Annotated in this window: 18 protein-coding genes; 11 read left to right on the forward strand and 7 right to left on the reverse strand. The window is 72.5% G+C overall.

Annotated features, from left to right (window positions below):
• Window positions 1-55 precede the first annotated feature (55 nt).
• From ACVW00_RS21090 to ACVW00_RS21100, 3 genes are read left to right on the forward strand one after another with little or no spacing between them, the layout of a single operon-like run.
• Window positions 56-2743, forward strand: coding sequence for a DEAD/DEAH box helicase (locus ACVW00_RS21090; RefSeq protein WP_457112856.1), 2688 nt, complete (start codon window positions 56-58; stop codon window positions 2741-2743).
• Complete coding sequence (locus ACVW00_RS21095) at window positions 2736-3434, forward strand: SWIM zinc finger family protein (protein ID WP_457112857.1); 699 nt, start codon at window positions 2736-2738, stop codon at window positions 3432-3434. Before ACVW00_RS21090 ends, ACVW00_RS21095 begins: the two co-directional genes overlap by 8 nt.
• A gap of 41 nt (window positions 3435-3475) precedes the next feature.
• Entirely contained in the window at window positions 3476-4381 is a 906-nt protein-coding gene (locus tag ACVW00_RS21100; RefSeq protein ID WP_457112858.1) for an ATP-binding protein, read from the forward strand.
• Window positions 4382-4407: 26 nt separating this feature from the next.
• Here ACVW00_RS21100 and ACVW00_RS21105 read toward each other — a convergent pair whose 3' ends face one another.
• Complete coding sequence (locus ACVW00_RS21105; protein ID WP_457112859.1) at window positions 4408-4965, reverse strand: SACE_7040 family transcriptional regulator; 558 nt, start codon at window positions 4963-4965, stop codon at window positions 4408-4410.
• A 71-nt stretch (window positions 4966-5036) separates the two neighbouring features.
• A complete protein-coding gene (locus ACVW00_RS21110; RefSeq protein ID WP_457112860.1) occupies window positions 5037-6596 on the reverse strand; it encodes an alkaline phosphatase PhoX in 1560 nt (519 codons plus the stop codon).
• A 208-nt stretch (window positions 6597-6804) separates the two neighbouring features.
• On the opposite strand from ACVW00_RS21110, the gene ACVW00_RS21115 reads away from it, so the two are divergent.
• Genes ACVW00_RS21115 through ACVW00_RS21125 form a run of 3 tightly spaced genes read left to right on the forward strand, consistent with a single transcriptional unit; the run spans window position 6805 to window position 11217 of the window.
• Window positions 6805-8403 (forward strand): carboxyl transferase domain-containing protein, encoded by a 1599-nt coding sequence (locus tag ACVW00_RS21115; RefSeq protein ID WP_457113154.1) that lies wholly within the window; start codon window positions 6805-6807, stop codon window positions 8401-8403.
• 2 nt (window positions 8404-8405) lie between these two features.
• Window positions 8406-10322, forward strand: a complete 1917-nt coding sequence (locus ACVW00_RS21120) for an acetyl/propionyl/methylcrotonyl-CoA carboxylase subunit alpha (protein WP_457112861.1) — start codon at window positions 8406-8408, stop codon at window positions 10320-10322.
• Entirely contained in the window at window positions 10315-11217 is a 903-nt protein-coding gene (locus ACVW00_RS21125; protein ID WP_457112862.1) for a hydroxymethylglutaryl-CoA lyase, read from the forward strand. The genes ACVW00_RS21120 and ACVW00_RS21125 overlap by 8 nt, the downstream gene beginning before the upstream one ends.
• 20 nt (window positions 11218-11237) lie before the next feature.
• On the opposite strand, the gene ACVW00_RS21130 is transcribed toward ACVW00_RS21125, so the two are convergent.
• Window positions 11238-11672 (reverse strand): hypothetical protein, encoded by a 435-nt coding sequence (locus ACVW00_RS21130; protein ID WP_457112863.1) that lies wholly within the window; start codon window positions 11670-11672, stop codon window positions 11238-11240.
• Between the two features lie 106 nt (window positions 11673-11778).
• On the opposite strand from ACVW00_RS21130, the gene ACVW00_RS21135 reads away from it, so the two are divergent.
• Genes ACVW00_RS21135 through ACVW00_RS21145 form a run of 3 tightly spaced genes read left to right on the forward strand, consistent with a single transcriptional unit; the run spans window position 11779 to window position 15241 of the window.
• Window positions 11779-12855, forward strand: coding sequence for a hypothetical protein (locus tag ACVW00_RS21135; RefSeq protein WP_457112864.1), 1077 nt, complete (start codon window positions 11779-11781; stop codon window positions 12853-12855).
• Entirely contained in the window at window positions 12855-14030 is a 1176-nt protein-coding gene (locus ACVW00_RS21140; protein ID WP_457112865.1) for a hypothetical protein, read from the forward strand. The genes ACVW00_RS21135 and ACVW00_RS21140 overlap by 1 nt, the downstream gene beginning before the upstream one ends.
• Window positions 14030-15241: a hypothetical protein gene (locus ACVW00_RS21145; protein ID WP_457112866.1), complete on the forward strand. Its 1212-nt coding sequence runs from the start codon at window positions 14030-14032 to the stop codon at window positions 15239-15241. The genes ACVW00_RS21140 and ACVW00_RS21145 overlap by 1 nt, the downstream gene beginning before the upstream one ends.
• On the opposite strand, the gene ACVW00_RS21150 is transcribed toward ACVW00_RS21145, so the two are convergent.
• Window positions 15202-15882 carry an EcsC family protein gene (locus ACVW00_RS21150; RefSeq protein ID WP_457112867.1) on the reverse strand — a complete coding sequence of 227 codons (681 nt, stop codon included), beginning with the start codon at window positions 15880-15882 and terminating at the stop codon, window positions 15202-15204. The genes ACVW00_RS21145 and ACVW00_RS21150 overlap by 40 nt on opposite strands.
• Before the next feature lie 35 nt (window positions 15883-15917).
• Between ACVW00_RS21150 and aat the strand changes: the two genes are divergently transcribed.
• A complete protein-coding gene (gene aat / locus ACVW00_RS21155) occupies window positions 15918-16586 on the forward strand; it encodes a leucyl/phenylalanyl-tRNA--protein transferase (RefSeq protein WP_457112868.1) in 669 nt (222 codons plus the stop codon).
• A gap of 11 nt (window positions 16587-16597) precedes the next feature.
• On the opposite strand, the gene ACVW00_RS21160 is transcribed toward aat, so the two are convergent.
• On the reverse strand, window positions 16598-16933 hold the full coding sequence (locus ACVW00_RS21160) for a rhodanese-like domain-containing protein (RefSeq protein ID WP_457112869.1): 336 nt from the start codon (window positions 16931-16933) through the stop codon (window positions 16598-16600).
• A 10-nt stretch (window positions 16934-16943) separates the two neighbouring features.
• Entirely contained in the window at window positions 16944-17810 is an 867-nt protein-coding gene (locus ACVW00_RS21165; RefSeq protein ID WP_457112870.1) for an Fpg/Nei family DNA glycosylase, read from the reverse strand.
• 90 nt (window positions 17811-17900) lie between these two features.
• On the opposite strand from ACVW00_RS21165, the gene ACVW00_RS21170 reads away from it, so the two are divergent.
• Window positions 17901-19130, forward strand: coding sequence for an AAA family ATPase (locus ACVW00_RS21170; RefSeq protein WP_457112871.1), 1230 nt, complete (start codon window positions 17901-17903; stop codon window positions 19128-19130).
• Here the strand turns inward: ACVW00_RS21170 and ACVW00_RS21175 are convergent.
• Entirely contained in the window at window positions 19084-19992 is a 909-nt protein-coding gene (locus ACVW00_RS21175; RefSeq protein ID WP_457112872.1) for an AraC family transcriptional regulator, read from the reverse strand. The two genes, ACVW00_RS21170 and ACVW00_RS21175, sit on opposite strands and share 47 nt — an antisense overlap.
• Between the last annotated feature and the right edge of the window lie 23 nt (window positions 19993-20015).

Genomic DNA, 20015 nt, shown 5'->3' on the forward strand with positions numbered 1-20015 from the left:
AGGTTGCCGACGTCTCGACATCCCGTCCACTCGCGCCCCCGGGGAGGCAGCACACGTGAGCTTCGTCCCTCTCCAGGGCCCGGCGACGCTGCACGCTGCAGACCCGCCTCGTGACGGCGAGATCGAGTTCACCGGACCCCAGCGGGCGATCCGGCTGCCGATGCGGGGCGCGATCCCCGTGCTGACCCGCGCACTGCGCGCCGAAGACGCACACGCATCGGTGACCCTGCTCAGCGGCGCGACCATGCTCGCGATGAAGCTCGTCGCGGCCGGTCGGGTGCAGCGCAGCGCCGACGGGCAGGCCTGGCGAGCCGGTCCGCTGTCGCCGGAGGACCACGACCGGGTGCGCTCACTCGCCAGCGCCCGCAGGTACGACGGCATCGACGCCGGCGACGCCGAGGAGATCGTCCGCGGGCTGCTCGACGCCGTCGCCGACACGATGACCAAGCGTGGCGGACTGGCCTCGACAAGGGTTTCGACAAGCTCGACCACCGAGGACAGAGACCGGCGACCCCTGAGCGAGCGGCTCGCCGACCGCGTGGCCGACGACGACCTCCCCAGCGAGGTGTTCCTGAGCCTCCGCGTCGAGGCGCCCGACGAGCAGCTGGCCGGAGGCCACGTGAGCGTCGTCCCGCAGGTGCACGAGGTCGACCTGGCCACCCATGTCGTCGACGCCGAGCAGCTCTGGCTCGACCACGGCGGCCACGGCTTCTCCCGCCGAGCCCGGGTGAGCGCCGGTGTGGCGCTGCGCCGCGCCGCCCAGGCGTGGCCGGTGCTCGACCGCCTCCTCCGCCGTCCCGTGCCCGACCGGCTGCTCCTCGACGCCGACGAGCTCAGTGAGCTGCTCGACACCCGCCTGGGCGCGCTCGCCGGCGTCGGGGTCGACGTCTTCTGGCCGCGCGGGCTCCGCCAGGAGCTGATCCCCCAGGCGCGAGTCGAGGTCCGGCATCGCGAGGACGGGCGCGGGGCGCCGCTGATGACCGGCGTGTTCGGGCCGGACGCGCTCTTCGAGTTCGACTGGCGGCTCGCCCTCGCCGGCGACCCGCTGACCGACCAGGAGATGACCGCGCTCGCGCAGGCGAACGGCCCGGTCATCCGCCTGCGTGACAACTGGGTGGTGATCGACCCCGAGACCGCGCGCCGGGCAAGGCTCGCCGTCGGCCGCCGCGGCCGGCGAGAGCTCAAGCCGGTCGAGGCGTTGAAGGCGGTGCTGACTGGCGCCATCGACCATGACGCGGCAACCGTCGAGGTGCATCCCGGCGCCACCCTGGAGAAGGTCCGTGACCGGATCGTCGACGCCGCCCAGGTGAGCCCGATCGACCCGCCGCCCGGGCTGCAGGCGACCCTGCGCGACTACCAGCGCCACGGCCTGACCTGGCTGGCCGAGCTGACCGGCGCCGGCCTCGGCGCCTGCCTCGCCGACGACATGGGGCTCGGCAAGACGCTCATGCTGATCGCGCTCCACCTGCACCGCCGTGACCGCGGGCTGGCGACCGGCCCGACGCTGGTGGTCTGCCCGGCATCGCTGCTCGGCAACTGGGAGGCCGAGGTACGCCGATTCGCTCCCGGTCAGACGACCCGGCGGTTCCACGGCACCCAGCGCGACCTGTCCGGCGAGCTGGGGTTCGTGTTCACGACGTACGGCACGATGCGGGCCGACCACGCGACCCTTGCCGAGGTCTCCTGGGACCTCGTCGTCGCCGACGAGGCGCAGCACATCAAGAACCCTGCCTCCTCGACGGCGCGCAACCTCCGGCTGATCCCGTCGCGGTGCCGGGTGGCACTCACCGGCACGCCGGTGGAGAACAACCTCACCGAGCTGTGGGCGATCCTCGACTGGGCGACGCCCGGCCTGCTCGGCTCGCGCAACGCCTTCCGCAAGGTGTGGGCCGCGCCGATCGAGAGCGGTGCCGACCCCGCGGTGGCGCGCAGGTTCGCCCAGCTGGTCGAGCCGTTCCTGCTGCGCCGGCGCAAGAGCGACCCGGGGATCGCCCCGGAGCTGCCGCCGAAGACCGAGACGGACCAGGTCGTCGGGCTCACCCAGGAGCAGGTCGTCCTCTACGAGTCCCTGGTGCGCGAGTCGATGCGCCGCATCGAGGAGGCCGACGAGGACACCCGCCGTGGCCTGGTCCTGGCGCTCCTGACCGGGCTCAAGCAGATCTGCAACCACCCGGCGCACTACCTGCGACAGGCCAACGGACGCATCGCCGGCCGGTCGGAGAAGATCGACCTCCTCGACGAGCTCCTCGGCACGATCCTGGCCGAGGGCGGCTCGGTCCTCCTCTTCACCCAGTACGTCGCGATGGCCCGCCTCCTCGAGCGCCACCTCGACGCGGCGGGCGTGCCGTCGTTGTTCCTCCACGGAGGTACGCCGGTCCGGGCGCGCGAGGAGATGGTGGCGACCTTCCAGGCCGGCGGAGTGCCGGTGTTCCTGCTGTCGCTCAAGGCAGGTGGCACCGGCCTCAACCTGACCCGCGCCGACCACGTGATCCACGTCGACCGCTGGTGGAACCCCGCCGTCGAAGACCAGGCCACCGACCGCGCCTACCGGATCGGGCAGACGCGCCCGGTCCAGGTGCACCGGCTGGTCACCGAGGGGACCATCGAGCAGCGGATCGGCGAGCTGCTGACCCGCAAGCGCTCGCTCGCCGACGCGGTGCTCGGCGCGGGTGAGTCGGCCCTGACCGAGCTCTCCGACGACGAGCTGCGCGACCTGGTGACCCTCCGGACGCCGCATGGATGACTACGGCACGGACCCGATGGTCTTCCCGCGGGTCGGCCGGGTGCGCGGCGCGGTGGCGCGCAGCACCACCTGGTGGGGCCGGGCCTGGGTGCGCAGCTTCGAGGAGACCGTGGTCTCCGCCTCCGACCTGGTCACCGCCAGGACGCTGGCGCGCTCGGGGCGGTTGGGAGCGGTGATGGTGCTGGCCGGGATGGCGTCGGTGGTCGTCGATCGCGGCGACCCCGGCTCGGTGATGGCCCAGCTCCGGGTGACCCGGCTCGAAGAGAGGGCGTGGCAGGCCTTCGCGGCCGAGCTCGCCGCCGAGGCGGGGTTCACTGCCGCGCTGGACTCCGGCGAGCTCCCGGTCGACCTCGTCGAGCACGCCGACCAGACCGGCGTCGAGCTGCTGCCCGGTCCGGGAGACCTCGAGACCGCGTGCGAGTGCGACGCCTGGGCACAGCCGTGCGTGCACGCGCTGGCGCTGCTCTACCAGTTGGCCTGGCACCTCGACTCCGACCCCTACGCGCTCCTCCTGCTGCGCGGCCGCACCCGCGAGCAGCTCACCGCCCCGCCGGTGTCGCCTGCCGTGCTCGGCGACGCTGCCGCGCGGGCGGCGGCGATCCTCCGGCTTGCCGAGGAGGCTCCGTCCGGGCACGGCCTGGCGGACAGCGCCGTCGCGGCGTACGACGAGGAGATCAGCCGGCTGATCTGACCTGCCCTACCGCAGTGCGTCGACGGCCTAGGGTGGCAGCTGTGCACAGTGCGGGTGCTGGACCACGGGCGACGACGGGCCTTGCCACGTGGACCGACGACGCGTTCGCACTCCTGACCGCCCTGCCCGCGGTGCATCGGGTCGGGCTGGCGCTCGTCGAGGGCGGCGGCCGACGGCTCCGCTTCACCGCCAGCGATCGTGACGGCGGGCCGGACATCGACTGGTGCGACGTGGACGCCTACGACGACATCCCTCTCAACACGGCGGTGCGCACGGGTGGCCCGGTGATCGGCACGCTCGAGGTCCTCCACGACCGGTACGCCGCCTACGTGGGTCGGCAGGCCGGCACCCCGACGGTCGCGGCCGCCGCCGTCCCGATCGTCGCAGCGGGCCGGACGCTGGGCGGCTACCTGCTGCTCTTCGACCGCGCACCGGCGTTCGACGCACGACAGCGGCTCGAGCTCGCGCGGATCGGCGCGGACCTCGGGGCGGCACTGCGCCGGGCCCGCAGCGCCGCGCGGCCGCGTCCGCAGGTGCCGTTCGCGAGCGAGCCGCCACCCGAGGGAGCCAGGGTCGCGACGCACGAGGTCGAGGGCGACCCGGAGGCCGTCGCCGGCGCCCGGCACTTCCTGCGGCGCACGTTGGCCGACTGGGGCATCGACGACGACCTCTCCGACAACGCGACGCTGTGCCTGTCCGAGCTGGTCACCAACGCGGTGATCCACTCCGACGACGGCTGCCTCGTGCGCGTCGAGCTCCGTGACGGGGTACTCACCACGACGGTCCGGCACTGGGGCAGCACCCAGGCAACCTCGGTCGACCCGGTCGAGGATCCGCTTCGGGTGCACGGCCGCGGGCTGCAGGTGGTGGACGCGCTGGCCAGTCGCTGGGGAGAAGAGGTCGACGGCGACGGTGCGTCGGTGTGGTTCGCCCTCGACGTCGAGTGAGTCGACCCTTCAGGTGAACAGGGGGCTCAGGGGAGCAGGGCGCCCAGCGCCATCTCGGTGAGGATCTCCTGCATCTCAGCGTCGGAGACCACGGCGCTGTGCGGCGTCGAGTTGATCAGCCCGAAGCCGGCGTGCACCCGGGCCCGGGCCCGCTCGAGGCCGAGCCCGGGGTGCAGGGAGCGCAGCACCTTGACCCACACCTCGACGTAGGCGCGCTGCGTCTCGCGGACCTTCTCGCGGGCCTCGACCGGCAGCGCAGACCAGTCGCGGTCCTGCACGACGATCAGCGGCTTGTGCGCGAGCGCGAAGGTGACGTGCCAGTCGACGAGCGACTCCAGAGCCGCCTTGTCGTCGGCGGCGTCCCGGACGCGCCGCTGGCCCTCGCGCAGGAGCTCCTCGCTGATCGAGACCAGCATCTCGGAGAGGATCGACTGCTTGCTGCGGAAGTGCTTGTAGAGAGCCGGGCCGGAGAACCCGCAGGCCGCGCCGAGGTCGGCGATCGAGACGCCGTGGAAGCCCCGCTCGGCGAAGAGCTGCGCGGCGACCTCGAGGATCTGCTCGCGGCGGTTGGCGGGCTCGGGCACGGGGCACAGCGTAGTCATGCACCCGGCCCGCCCCGACGGGTGTCGGGACGGGCCGGGCGGGGCTCAGTCGGTCAGCCGCGCGACCAGCTGACCTCCCAGGTGACGTTGTCGCCGTGCTGCTGGGTCCAGAAGGTGCGCCACGTCGAGGAGTGGACGTCCGGAACCTTGGCGCCGAGGATCCCGCCCACGGCGGGGTCCCCGTCGGAGACGTGGATGCCGGTGATCTCGTTGTCACCGTCGTTGTACGACGGGCCACTCGCGGCGTCGAACGTCGCAGACGCGTCGCGCCCCTCGGCCAGCCAGCGCACGGCCTCCGGAGCGTCGTCGTCGTGACGGCCGCGCGCATCCGCGGAGACGTCGTACGCCCAGCCGGAGTCGAGCTCGTTGCGCTGGGTGTGCATCCCATCGCCGCCGTCCTCGACGACGAGCACCTTGTCCCTGCTGGCGAACGCGATGTTGTCGAAGCCCGAGTGGTGCCCGTCGCCGACGGCGACGATGCTGATCCGGCCGGTGCTCGCGCCCGGGGAGGACTGGCTGACCTTGAACACCCCACCGAAGCGTCCGGGGAGCGTGCTGCTCAGGCTCGTGTCGCCGGTCTCGGTGAAGTAGAACTCGCGGAAGTCCGTGCCGGGGCGGAAGACGCCGTTCTCGGGCCGCTTCAGCGGCGTCGCACCGGCCGCCTTGGCGGATGCCGTCGCGTCGTACGTCCCGGCTCCCGAGTGCACGTCGACCCAGGCGGTCCTGAAGGACGTGCCGTAGGTGTGCAGGTCGGCGATGAACGGGTCGGACGGGTTGGACTGCACCTGGCTCGCGGTGACCGGCGTGCCGTCGCCACGCTCGATCTGGAGTGCTTGCAGGGTGCCGCCGGCGCTCAGGTCGGCCTTGTTCGTGGGCACGAACCGGTAGAGGTAGCTGTTCGGCACCTTGCCGCCGCTCACCCCGCTGCCGCCGATGTCCTCGACCAGCCAGACGTTGCCGTCCTTGTCGTTCTGCACGCCCTCGTAGCCGCCGGAGCCAAGCGCGTCGAGGCGCTTGGCCTTGCCGTCCACGGCGTTGCCGTCCGCGTCGAGGTCGACGGCGAACACGCCGCCCTTCGGTGCGGCGGACTCGGCGGTCAACAGCAGCTGGTGGGTGAACGGGTCCCAGGTGATGCCGTCGATCGTCGGGTAGGCGTTGCCCGCGGCGTCCTTGTCGCTGATCAGGGTGACCCGCTTGGCCGGGTCGGTCTCGTCGAGGTTCACCCGGGTGACGTAGCCGCGCGGGCCGCCCTCGTGGCCCTGGTAGAGGTAGTGCTTCCCGCCGAAGGTCAGGTAGACGTTCTTGTCGGGCTCGGTCTTGTTGGCCTCGTTGGCGGCCTGGGTGAGCGGACCCCCGTTGGAGGTGTTGAAGCCGTAGTGGGTCACGCCGTTCGCGGTGTCGGGGTTCGTCAGCGCGAGGCTGCCCCACGCCGCGGGCGTCTGCGAGGCGCTCGGGGTGAGCACGTTGTTCTCGACACCGAAGCGCGGGTTTGCGTCCGGTACGCCGAACACGTGGAAGCCGCCAGTGGCGCTGGCGCCACTGACCGCGAAGGTGCACGCGGTGCCGGCTGCGACCGCGAGGATCCCGAGCCGGGCCACGGTTGTCTTCTTCATCGAAGGCCTTTCGTCTGCTGAGTCGATCGAGACTTGTCGAGGCCGAGCCTCAGGCCGACGGGCCACGAGCAGCTGGTGAACAGGAGGCGTGCAGGTGAACGATGGGAGCCGGGACCGTGACGAGCGCCGGGCTGCGCGATTCCCGGCACACCGCTACAGTGGTTAATGATCGTTAACTTGTGCGAAGGTGGGGTCCGTGGAGTCGGAGATGCGTGAGCTCGTGGCTCAGCTTCGCGAGCGGCTTGCCGTTGCCCGGCAGGGTGGCACCGAGGCCGCCCGTCGCAAGCACACCGACCGAGGCAAGCTGCTGGTCCGCGACCGGATCGACGCGCTGCTCGACCCGGGCAGCCCGTTCCTCGAGCTGAGCCCGCTGGCGGCGTACGGGATGTACGCCGCTGCGTCTGATCAAGGGGTCGGCGAGGACGACAATGCCGTGCCGAGTGCGAGCATCGTCACCGGCATCGGGCGGGTCAGCGGCCGCGAGTGCGTGATCGTGGCCAACGACGCGACCGTCAAGGGCGGCACCTACTACCCGATCACGGTGAAGAAGCACCTGCGCGCGCAGGAGGTGGCGCGGGCCAACAAGCTGCCCTGCATCTACCTCGTCGACTCCGGTGGCGCGTTCCTGCCGATGCAGGACGAGGTCTTCCCGGACAAGGAGCACTTCGGCCGGATCTTCTTCAACCAGGCGAACCTCTCCGCCGAGGGCATCCCGCAGATTGCGGCGGTGATGGGGTCGTGCACGGCGGGCGGTGCCTACGTGCCGGCGATGTCGGACGAGACCGTGATCGTCAAGGACCAGGGCACGATCTTCCTCGGCGGCCCGCCGCTGGTGAAGGCGGCGACCGGTGAGGTCGTGACGGCCGAGGAGCTCGGCGGCGGCGACGTGCACGCGCGCAGGTCCGGGGTGGTCGACCACCTCGCCGACGACGACGCGCACGCGCTGGCGATCGTGCGGTCGATCGTCGAGACCCTGGCGGTCTCGACTGGGCTCGACCACCAGGGTGGTCGAGCAGCGAGCGCCAGCGAGCGATCAGTCGAGACCCCGCAGGGAGCAGTCGAGGAGCCGCACGAGCCGGCCGAGTCGCTGTACGACGTCGTGCCCGCCGACACCCGCACGCCGTACGACGTGCGCGAGGTGATCCGCCGCGTCGTCGACGGCAGCCGGTTCCACGAGTTCAAGCGGCTCTACGGCGAGACGCTGGTGACCGGCTTCGCGAAGATCTGGGGCCACCCGGTCGGCATCGTCGCCAACAACGGCATCCTCTTCTCCGAGTCGGCGCTCAAGGGCGCGCACTTCATCGAGCTGTGCAACCAGCGCAAGACCCCGATCGTGTTCCTGCAGAACATCAGCGGCTTCATGGTCGGCCGCGAGTACGAGAACAACGGCATCGCGCGCGACGGCGCCAAGCTGGTCACCGCGGTGGCGTGCTCCGTGGTTCCCAAGTTCACCGTGGTCATCGGCGGCTCGTTCGGCGCCGGCAACTACGGCATGTGCGGCCGCGCCTACGACCCGCGCTTCCTCTGGATGTGGCCGAACGCCCGGATCTCCGTGATGGGCGGCGAGCAGGCCGCGTCCGTCCTCGCGACCGTGCGCGGCTTCGACTCGGCCGAGGAGGAGGCGGCGTTCAAGGCGCCGATCCGCGAGCAGTACGAGCGTCAGGGCTCGCCGTACTACTCGACCGCCCGGCTCTGGGACGACGGCATCATCGACCCCGCCGACACCCGGCGGGTGCTCGGGATGGGCCTCGCCGTCGCGGCGAACGCGCCGATCCCGGAGCCCTCCTACGGCATCTTCAGGATGTAGCGATGACGTTGGTGAACCTCGCCGGGGTCCTCGAGTCGGTCCTCATCGCCAACCGCGGTGAGATCGCGCTGCGGGTCATCCGGACCTGCCGCGCACACGGTGTCCGCAGCATCGCGATCTACACCGACCTCGACGTCGCCGCACCGCACGTGCGCGCCGCCGACGACGCCGTCCGGGTGGAGAGCTACCTCGACATCCACGGCGTGGTCGCGGCCGCGGTCAGCACCGGCGCGGCCGCGGTTCACCCGGGCTACGGGTTCCTCTCCGAGCGCGCGGAGTTCGTCCGCGCCGTCGAGGCCGCGGGGATCGTGTTCGTCGGACCGCCCGCCGAAGTCATGGAGCAGATGGGCCGCAAGGACGCGGCCCGGGAGATCGCTGTCGCGGCCGGCGTACCGGTGGTGCCGTCCTGGCCGCTCGAGCAGGTCCCGACGGGCTCGGGCACCGGGATGGAGTTCCCGGTCCTGGTCAAGGCGGCTGCGGGCGGTGGCGGCAAGGGCATGCGGATCGTCCGGTCGGCAGCCGAGCTCGACGCCGCGGTGCAGGCCGCTCAGCGAGAGTCGCTCGCCGCGTTCGGCGACGACACCATGCTCGTCGAGAAGTACGTCGAGCGCGGCCGGCACATCGAGGTCCAGATCGTCGCCGACACCCACGGCAACGTCGTGCACCTCCACGAGCGCGACTGCTCGGTGCAGCGGCGCCACCAGAAGGTGGTCGAGGAGGCGCCCGCGCCGACGATCTCCGACGACGTGCGCGAGCTGGTCACCGGCTCGGCGGTGGCGCTGGCCAGGCAGGTGGGCTACGTCAACGCCGGCACGGTGGAGTTCCTGGTGGACGACGAGACGGGGGCGGCGTACTTCCTGGAGATGAACACCCGGCTCCAGGTCGAGCACCCGGTCACCGAGGCGATCTTCCACGGCGTCGACCTCGTGCTCTTCCAGCTGCTGGTGGCCCTGGGCCACCCCCTCGGCTGGGCCCAGGAGGAGTTCCAGCCCTACGGCCACGCCCTCGAGGCGCGGGTCTATGCCGAGGACGCGTTCGGCGGGTTCCTGCCGCAGGCCGGCACCGCGACGCTCGTGCGGTGGAGCGAGGTCGCGCGCAACGACCACGCGCTCGAGTCGGGCCAGGTGGTGACCACCGCCTACGACCCGATGCTGGGCAAGGTGATCGTGCACGGTCCGGACCGGGAGTCCGCCCGGCGCGCGCTCGTCGCTGCGCTGGACGACACCGCGATCCTCGGGCTGACCACGAACGTCGGCTACCTGCGGGAGCTGGTCGCGAGCGCCGCCTTCCGCGATGCCGCCATCGACACGGCCTGGCTGGACCGGACGACCCTGGAGCCGCCGAGCGCAGACCGGGCGCGGATCTTCGTCGCGTGGGTCGTCGCGATGCTCGCCGACACCGGGCCGCGGCACCCGTTCCAGGCCGACGGCTGGCGGTCGGGTGCGGATCCCGCACCGGTCCACGTGCAGCTCGACGTGCCGGTGCTCGTCGACCGAGCCCGCGGCCGGGTCGGCGACCACGAGGTGCGTGAGGTGTCCGCCGACCAGCACCTCCTGGTGCTCATGGTCGACGGCCGGCGTGACCAGGCCGTGGTCAACGTGCAGCCGCACGTGCTGGAGGTCGTGCACGAAGGTCAGCGCTTCGTCTTCGAGCGGCCCGACGTGTTCGGCGACCACGGACCGGCTGCCGGCGACGGCACCCTGTTGGCGCCGATGCCCGGCACCGTCCTCGCCGTCGACGTGGCGGTCGGCGACACCGTGGTCGAGGGTCAGCGGCTCGGCGTGCTGGAGGCGATGAAGATGGAGCTGGCGCTCAAGGCGCCGTTCGACGGCACGGTGACGGGCGTCGGCGCGGCGACCGGCGACCAGGTGCAGCTCAAGCAGCTGCTGTTCGAGGTGGAGGCGATCACCGGTGGTTGAGCCTGTCGAAACCCCTGACGTCACGATCTACGAGGTCGGTCCCCGCGACGGTCTCCAGAACGAGTCGGGCATCGTCCCGCTCGACGCCAAGGTCGAGTTCGTCCACCGTCTCGTCGCGGCCGGACTGCCGGTCGTCGAGGCGACCAGCTTCGTGCACCCGAAGTGGGTGCCGCAGCTGGCGGACGCGGCCGAGCTGATGGAGCGGCTCGGCCCCGAAGGCAGGCGCCACCCTGTCCTGGTGCCCAACGAGCGCGGCCTCGACCGGGCGCTGGAGCTGGGCTGCGAGCACATCGCGATCTTCGGCAGCGCGACCGAGACCTTCGCCCAACGCAACCTCAACCGCAGCCTCGACGAGCAGTTCACGATGTTCGAGCCGACCGTGACGCGCGCTCGCGAGGCAGGCCTGGACGTCCGGGCCTACGTGAGCATGTGCTGGGGCGACCCGTGGGAGGGTGCGGTGCCCGTCGAGCAGGTCGTGTCCGTCGGCAAGCGGCTCTTCGACCTCGGCGCCAGCCAGCTCTCCCTCGGCGACACCATCGGCGTCGGCACCGCCAACGCGGTCGGCACGCTCCTCGACGCCTTCAACGCGGCCGGGCTGCCCGACGACGTCCTCGCCGTGCACTTCCACGACACCTACGGCCAGGCGCTCGCCAACGCGTACGCCGCGTGGCAGCACGGAGTGCGCACCTTCGACGCGAGCGCCGGCGGCCTCGGCGGCTGCCCGTACGCCGAGAGCGCCACCGGCAACCTGGCCACCGAGGACCTGGTCTGGATGTTCCGCGGGCTCGGGGTCGAGACCGGCGTCGACCTCGACGCCCTGGTGGCCACCAGCGTGTGGATGGCCGGCGTCCTCGGCCGGCCCAGCCCGTCGCGGGTGGTGACCGCGCTGAGCTGAGCCGACCGGGCGAGCAGGCCTCAGCGGTGGGCCGGGCTGAGCTCGGCGAGCGCCGACCCGAGCGACTTCTGCAGCTCCTCGGACCCGGCGCGCTGCACCAGGTCGACGGCACGGCTGATCACGACGTCGGTGATCGGGTCCGAGAGGTCCTCGAACCGCGGCCGCGGGCCGGGCCACCGGCGCGGGACCGTGCCGCACCGCCAGTCGTCGAAGTCGAGCGCCGCGTCGAAGGCCGCGATCCGCTGCTCCGAGGTGGCCGGCTCGCGGTTGCCGCCGGCGATCGAGGCCTGGGCAGCCGATGCGACGAGGTGCGTCACCTTGCCCGACGCGACCGCGCCGACCTGCTCGACGATCACCGAGGCCAGCACGGCGTCGATCTCGCGGACCTGACGTGCCCGGATGAGCAGCTGCCACGGGACGTGGTCAGCGCCCGGGAAGTTGTCGATGTCCCACATGGGGTTCCCTCCTTCATCAGGCCAGGCGCCTTGCCGGACCGTCTGCTGGCAGGAGTGGCCGGAGACGGCTGGGGATACCTCGGCGGCCGTGCGGCAGAATGCGCGCATGCCGCGCCGCGTCTTCCTGCACATCGGGACACCGAAGAGCGGCACGACGTACCTGCAGGAGAAGCTCGCGCTCAACCGGGACGCGATCGGGCGGCAGGGCCTGACCTACCCGAGCACCAGAACGGGCAACCACTTCGAGGCGGCCCTCGACCTGATCGAGGAGCGGTGGGCCGGCCAGCGCGAGGTGGCCCGCGGGCAGTGGTCCGCGCTGGTCAGCGACATCCGCAAGGCGCCGGGCGACGTCCTGGTCAGCCACGAGATCCTGGCCGCGGCGAGCCCTGCGCAGGTCAGGACCGCGATGGCCGCCTTCGGCGACGACGAGGTGCACGTCGTCCTGACCGTCCGGGACCTGGGACGCCAGCTCCCCGCGGAGTGGCAGGAGAAGCTCAAGCATCGTGGCCGGCGGTCGTTCGCCAAGTTCTCCGCGACGGTGATGCGGGCACGGCGTACGAACCCGGACACCTGGTTCTGGCGGGTGCAGGCGATCCCGGACGTGCTCACCCGGTGGGGCAACGGCTTGCCGACCGACCACATCCACGTGATCACCGTGCCGCAGCCCGGCGCGCCCCGCGACGTCCTGTGGCAACGCTTCGCCCAGGTGGTCGGGCTCGACCCGCACGGCGCCTACGCCGAGGCGACCGAGGCGAACCCGTCGCTCGGGATCGCCGAGGCCGCCGTGGTGCGCGGCCTCAACAAGCTGCTCGCCGGGAGGGGCGTCCCCCGGGAGGTGTACGTCGACCTCGTCCGCGAGGTGATCGCCCGCGACACCCTCGCGCGTCGGCCGGACCAGATCCGCGCGGTGCTCCCGGAGCGGCGGTGGCCGTTCGTCGAGGCGGTCACGGCCGAGTGGGTCGACTGGCTGGAGGGTGCCGGTGTCGACGTCGTCGGCGACCTGGCCGAGCTGCAGCCGCAGCGGCCCGACTACACCGACGGCAGCTGGGTCCACCCGGACCGGCCTCCGGCCGAGCTCGTCGCCGATGCCGCCCTGGAGGCACTGGCCGCGGTCATCCAGGACATCGCGCCGACCCACAAGTCACCGGTACGACGGCTCGCCCGTCGGCTGATCCGCAGCTGATGCCCGCGATGGACCCCCGCGACGAGGCGGCGTACGCCGGCCGCGTGCGCGCCTGGGCCGGTCAGCTCCGCACCGGCTCGAGCCCGACCTGGCGGGAGTTCCTCGCGCGCCCGGATCCGGAGAAGTCGCTGCGCCACGACGGACCGCTGCCCGGTGCCGCGCAGCTCGAGCTGGTCCGCCGGCTGGCCGACCAGCACCCGGCGGTGCCCCGGTTCGCCGAGCTCGCCGACCTCGTCCTGACGACCGCCGGTCCGGGGCGCGGACTCGTCGATGCCCCGCTGCCGTGGCCCGCCGAGCGCACCGTGGGCACGCCCGCCGTCGAGCCCGACGAGCTCCCGGCCGAGGAGATCCTGCGCGCCTGCGCCGGGGTGCTGGCCCGGCTCCTCGCCCCCGAAGCTGCCCTGCCCTCGCCCCGAGTCGCGCGTCCCTGGCGGCCCTGGCGCAAGGGGTTCACGCTGCTGGGTGGGCCGACGACCGTCGAGCTGGTGCGCGGCGCCCTCCACCAGCGCGGCCTGCGCGAGGGCGGCGCCCGGACGACCTGGTTCGTCCTCGGCGGTCCGCTCGAGGACCTGATGGCACAGCGCTGGTCGGCCCGCGTGCGTGCCGGCGCCGGTGTGCGCTGGCAGCGGCTGTGGCGCACGGCCGCGACCAACGACCGGCTGCCTCCCGCCATCGCCCTGCCGACGATCGCCCGGCACGTCGCTGAGGAGTTCGACCCCGCGCGGGTCCACGTCGTGCTCGCCGAGGACCCGCAAGGAGCGCTGGAGATCGTCGCGGACGTCCTCGGTGTCGCGGGCGGGCCCGTCGAGGCGTACGCCGACGTGCTGGCCACCGACCTGCTGCGGCGGGTGAACCCCCCGCTCGGCCTGGCCGTCGGCGAGGAGGCGCGCCGCCGCATCATCGACCGGGTGTGGCGCGACCTCGCAGGGGGCGAGGAAGCGGCTCCTCTCGGCGCGCCCGCGGCCCAGCTGGACTGGGCAGTCGCGACCGGCGAGCGGATGGCGAACGCACTGAGCGCCGGTCGATACGCTGTCCACGGCGATCCGGCGATCGTCGTCCCGACCCGCCGGCCCGGCGTACGACGCGTCCCGGATCCTGACGCCGTGCTGGCGCACGCGCTCCTGGTCGTCGGCCGCGCCTGGCAGCGCTCGACCGAGAGAGGGGTGCAGCCCTGATGGCACGGAAGGTGATCGTGCACGTCGGCGCACCGAAGACCGGCACGTCGTTCGTCCAGGACCTGCTCTTCGCCTCACGCCAGCGATTCGAGCGCCTCGGGATCTGCTACCCCGCCGACCGGTTCGACGCGCACTTCCTGGCTGCGCTCGACCTCATGCAGCTGACCTGGGGCGGCCTCGAGCGAGAGGCCGGCGGCGCGTGGGACCGCCTCGCCAGGCAGGTGCGCGACTGGCCCGGCACCGCGATCGTGAGCCACGAGATCCTCGCGACCGCGTCCCGCGCCCACGTCGCCCGGGCGCTGCAGTCGCTGTCGACCGGCGACACCGAGATCCACGTGGTGCTCACCGCCCGCGACCTGGTGCGGCAGATCCCCGCGGAGTGGCAGGAGAACGTCAAGCACCGCCGGATCGTGAAGTACGCCGACTTCCTCCGCCACCTCCAGGACCCGAGCCGGCAGCAGGGCGTCTCCTCGTGGTTCTGGGGCGTCCAGGAGGTGCCCGACATCCTCGACCGCTGGGGCTCGAGCCTCCCCCGGGAGCGGGTGCACCTCGTCACCGTGCCGCCGGCGGGCTCACCGCCGGACCTGCTGTGGCAGCGGTTCTCCCAGGTCCTCGGCCTGGACCCGAAGGAGTTCGTGCTCGAGGACGACGTCCGCACCAACGCCTCGCTGGGCGTCGCCGAGGCAGCCGTCGTGCGCCTCCTCAACGAACAGGTCAACGGGGTGCTGCCCAACCACCACTACCGCGCGATCGTCCGCGAGGCGCTGGTCCACCAGAACCTCTCCCGCGAGCGTCACTCGGCCCGGCTCTCCGTGCCGCCCGGCGTGTGGACCTGGGCCGCCGACCTCAGCCGCACCTGGGTCAGCGAGCTGGCACTGCGCGGGTACGACGTGGTCGGCGACCTCGACGACCTGGTGCCCACCGAGCCGCTCCCGTACGCCGACCCCGACCACCCGGACATCGAGGAGCTCGCCGACGCCGCGGTGCGTGCGCTGACCGCGATGACGGTCGAGGCGGCCCGGCTGCGCGACCGCGAGGTGGAGCTCCAGCACGACATCGAAGGCCTGATCGAGAAGCTCGACGCGGCGCACTCGACGCCGGTCTACAAGGTCAAGCAGCGGCTGGTCGCCAGGGCGAGCACGAGTGGCGCTGCGGCGAAGGGCCTCGCGGTCTACCGCCGCCTGCGCGGCAGGAACTCCCGGTCGACGTAGCGGCCGATCTTCCAGGTCACGAACGCATCCGTGCCGGCACCGACGACGCCACCCACGACGGGGACCCTCCGCCCGATGGTCGCGGCCAGCCGCTTGCCGGTGGCGCGGGTGACCAGCTCGGCGGCGACCTCGGTGCCGAGCAGCCGGTCGAGCTGCGGGTCGTGCGCCGGCGCGGCCGCGATCTCCATCGGCGTGCCGGGCAGGGTCCGCGACTTCAGCATCCGCAGGTTGCGCTCCTCGCCGAGCAGGCAGGCCAGGATCGCGTCACGGGTGCGCGGGTCCGCCAGGTCGTAGCCGCGCAGGTGTGCGATGCCGGCGACCATCCGGCACTGGATCAGCGCGAGCCCGGAGAGGTTCACCGGCACCGTGAGGGCCATCGTCACGAGGCCGCCGATGTTGGTGAGGAAGCCCTGCGCCCCGGCGTACCGGACGTGGTTCTCGATCACCTCGTGGATGGCGCGCTCGACGTCACCGCGCTGCTCCTGCAGCTGCTTGTCCGCGGCGGACGCCGCGCTGGGCAGCGGGCCGACGCCGGTGATCGCCTTGTCGAGGGCCTGGTGGACGAACGACGAGGTCAGCCCGGGAGCCAGGTTGGTGACCTTCGGCGCCAGCGCCGCGCCGACGCGCTTCGAGAAGCTCATGGTTGAACCTTAGATACCCGCGGTTGGATGTCCTCATGCCGATCGACCCGGGCCCGACGCCGTGGCAGCTCCCGACTCCCTCGCCGCGCGACGACGACCTGGTCGCCGGTGGCGGCGACCTCGAGCCGAGCACGCTGCTCGCGGCGTACCGGCACGGGCTGTTCCCGATGCCCGCCGAGCTCGACTCGGAGCAGATCTGCTGGTGGTCGCCGGTGCGCCGAGGGGTGCTGCCCCTCGACGGGCTGCGGGTCTCGCGGTCGCTGCGCGCATCCATGCGCCGCTTCGAGGTGCGGGTCGACACCGCCTTCGCCGAGGTGGTCGACGGTTGCGCCGACCCCCACCGTGAGTCGCGCTGGATCAACCAGGAGATCGTCGCCGGCTACACGCGCCTGCACGAGCTCGGGTGGGCTCACTCGGTGGAGACCTGGCGCGACGGGGAGCTGGTGGGTGGCCTGTACGGCGTCGCCATCGGCGGCCTGTTCGCGGGTGAGTCGATGTTCTCCCGCGTCACCGACGCCTCGAAGGTTGCGCTGGTCCACCTCGTCGACCTGCTCCGCGACGAGCGCGCCCCTGCGCGCCTGCTCGACACCCAGTGGCAGACCCCGCACCTCGCCTCGCTCGGGGTCGTCGAGATCCCGCGCGCGGAGTACCTCAGGCGGCTCGACGTGGCGCTCGGCCTTCACCTGCCGCCGGCGTTCGCCTGACGCTTCGCCGGTCAGACCACCGTCGCCTCATCGGCGTCGGCGACCATCGGACGCCCGGCCGACTCCCACTCGACCAGGCCGCCGTCGAGGTTGACCGCGTCGACGCCGTGCGCGACGAGATACTCCACCACGCGAGCAGACCGGCCGCCGACCTTGCACACGACCAGGACCTGCCCCTCGGTCGGCAGCTCGCCGAGCCGCTCGGGGATCTGCATCATCGGCACGTGCACCGAGCCGGCGACGCGGCCGTGGTGCCACTCGACCGGCTCCCGGACGTCGAGCACCACCAGCCCCTCGGGGAGCGGGTTCGGCAGCTGGTCGACGGTGACGGTGGGCACGGAGTGCATGCCCGACACGCTACTTCAGCAGCTTGGAGAGCCGCCGGTCGGCAAGCGGCTTGCCCCCGGTCTGGCAGGTCGGGCAGTACTGCAACGAGGAGTCGGCGAACGAGACCTCGCGCACCGTGTCGCCGCAGACCGGGCACTTCTCGCCGGCGCGCCCGTGCACGGCCATGTTCGACTTCTTCTCTCCCTTGAGCTCGCTCGCGGGGAGGCCGCTCGACCGCTCGACCGCGTCGGCGAGCACGTGGCGGATCGCGTCGTGGAGGGTGCGGAGCTCCTCGGGGCTCAGGCTGTTGGCCGGCTTGAACGGCGACATCCGGGCGGCGTGCAGCAGCTCGTCGGAGTAGGCGTTGCCGATGCCGGCGATCGTGCCCTGGTTGCGCAGCACGCCCTTGATCTGGGCGCGGCCGGCCCGCTGCAGGATGTCGCCGAGCACCTCGATGGTGAACGCGTCGTCGAGCGGGTCGGGGCCGAGCCGGGCGATGCCCTCGACGTCGGCCGGGTCGCGGACGACGTACAGGGCGAGGCTCTTGCGGGTGCCGGCCTCGGTGATGTCCAGCCCGCTGCCGTTGTCGAGCACGATCCGCGCCGCGAGCGGCGACTTCGCATTGGGCCGCGCGGGCACCTGGGGCACCTCGTCCTTCCAGCGGATCCAGCCGGCGCGGGCGAGGTGCAGGACCAGGTGGGTGCCGGAGACGTCGATGTCGAGGAACTTGCCGTGCCGGGTCACGCCGTCGACGAGCCCGCCGGACAGCGCCGTGACCGGCGGGTCGTAGGTCTTCAGGCAGCTGAACGCCGCGATGTCCACGCGCACGATCGCGCGGTCGGTGAGCCGGCCGTCGAGGTCGCGGGCCAGCGCTTCCACCTCGGGCAGCTCGGGCATGGCGCAAATCTACCGGGAGCGGCCGACGCGCCGATCGGTCTCGCTAGGTCAATCTAGGGAATCGGCAATACAGCCCGATACCGTCTGATCGTGGACCCGATCCGGAACCCCTACGCCCCCGGCGCCGGCCAGCGCCCGCCCGAGCTCGCCGGCCGCGACCACGAGCTGGGCGCGTTCGAGGTCGTCCTGGAGCGGATCGCCCGCGGCCGGCCCGAGCGCTCGCTGGTGCTCACCGGTCTGCGGGGTGTCGGCAAGACGGTGCTGCTGAACGCGCTGCGCTCGGCCGCCGTACGCCGGCAGTGGGGCACCGGCAAGCTCGAGGCCCGCCCCGACCAGCCGCTGCGCAGACCGCTGTCGAGTGCGCTCCACCAGGCGGTCCGCGAGCTGGGCCACCCGCAGTCCGACGGAGTGGACCACGTGCTCGGCGTGGTCAGGGCGTTCGCCCAGCGCAGCGCCGGACCTGACGCGAAGCTCCGCGACCGGTGGAACCCGGGCATCGACGTGCCCGCGGTGCGGGGCCGCGCGGACTCCGGGGACATCGAGATCGACCTGGTCGAGCTGCTCAGCGACGTCGGCGGGCTGGCCGCCGACCTCGGCAAGGGGGTGGCTGTCTTCGTCGACGAGATGCAGGACCTCGGGCCCGACGACGTGTCCGCGCTGTGCGCGGCGTGCCACGAGATCGGCCAGGCCGGCCTCCCCGTGATCGTCGTCGGCGCCGGCCTGCCGCACCTGCCCGCGGTGCTCTCCGCGAGCAAGTCCTACTCCGAGCGGCTCTTCGGCTACCAGCGGATCGACCGGCTCTCCAGGGAGGCCGCCGACCAGGCCCTGGTCGCTCCGGCGCGCGAGGAGGGCGCGGCCTACGACGACGAGGCGCTCGCCGCGATGTACGCCGCGACCGGCGGCTACCCGTACTTCATCCAGGCCTATGGCAAGGCCGTCTGGGACGTCGCACCGAGGTCACCGATCTCCGCGGCCGATGTCGCCGTCGCCGCGCCGGAGGCCGAGGCCGAGCTCGCCGTCGGGTTCTTCGGCAGCCGGTTCGAGCGTGCGACCCCTGCTGAGCGCGAGTACCTGAGGGCGATGGCCGACACGGCGGTCTCGCTGACCGAGCAGGGCGCGGACCTCGACGCCACCTGGGACATGGGCGGCGGCTCGGTGCCGACCGCCGACGTCGCGGCAGCGCTCGGAAAGAAGCCGCAGTCGCTCTCGCCCGCGCGGGACGCGTTGCTGAAGAAGGGGCTGATCTACTCGGGCGAGCGAGGACGGATCGCCTTCACCGTGCCGCACTTCGGGCGGTATCTCCGCGGCTCCATGTCCTGAACGCCGCCGGCGTCATCCGGGCCTGCTTCCTGAACCACGACGAGAAGTTCGACGCGTCGTCGAAGCCGAGCTGCCGGCCGACCTCGGACACGGGCGCGTCTTCGTGGCTGAGGAGCCGCTTCGCCTCCAGCGCGATGCGCTCGTCGATGAGCTCCTTGGCGGTCAGCCCGGTGTTGTGCCGGGCGAGCCGGTTGAGGGTGCGTGCGGAGTAGCCCAGCCGGTCGGCGTACTCGCCCACCTGGTGCCAGCTGCGGAAGTGCTCCTCGACGTGGTCGCGGAACCACGCGTACGCCTCGTGCGTGGGCCTCGCGACCGGTGCCGGCCCGGCCGACCCGACCAGGGTCAGGTGCGCGACGAGCGTGGTCAGCGCGTGGGTGAGCGCCGCCTGCCGGAGGGTCCGAGGTTCGTCCGGCCCGCCGCCCGCGGAGGCAATGAGGAGGTCCAGGGCGAGCGCGACCGGTGACCCGGCGAGATCCGCCGCCCGCCAGTGGCTCCGCAGCCGGACGGCGTGCGAGCCGACGAGCTCACGGACAGGTCCGTCGACGGTGTGCGGGCCGAACATGACCACCGGCCCCTCGATGTCGTCGATCGCGCCCCAGCGGTGCACCTGGCCCGCGTGCACCCACAGGACGTCACCCGGTTCGAGCCGGAGCTCGGCGAAGTCGACGGTGTGCATCGCGGTCCCTGCCTCGACGCGCAGCAGCAGGTCGAAGTCCAGGCGCTGCGAGGTGAGGAACTCCCGCGGACCGCCGCGCTCCCGGATGCCGGCCAGCGCGTTGACCTCGATGTCGGCCACCGCGGGGCCGGGCGGGGTGAAGTGGACGCGGCGGATGGCGCTTCGCTCCTGTCCGGTTTTCACCATCACCCCACCCGTCTCGACCGTGA

This window comes from Marmoricola sp. URHA0025 HA25 (genome assembly GCF_054059435.1).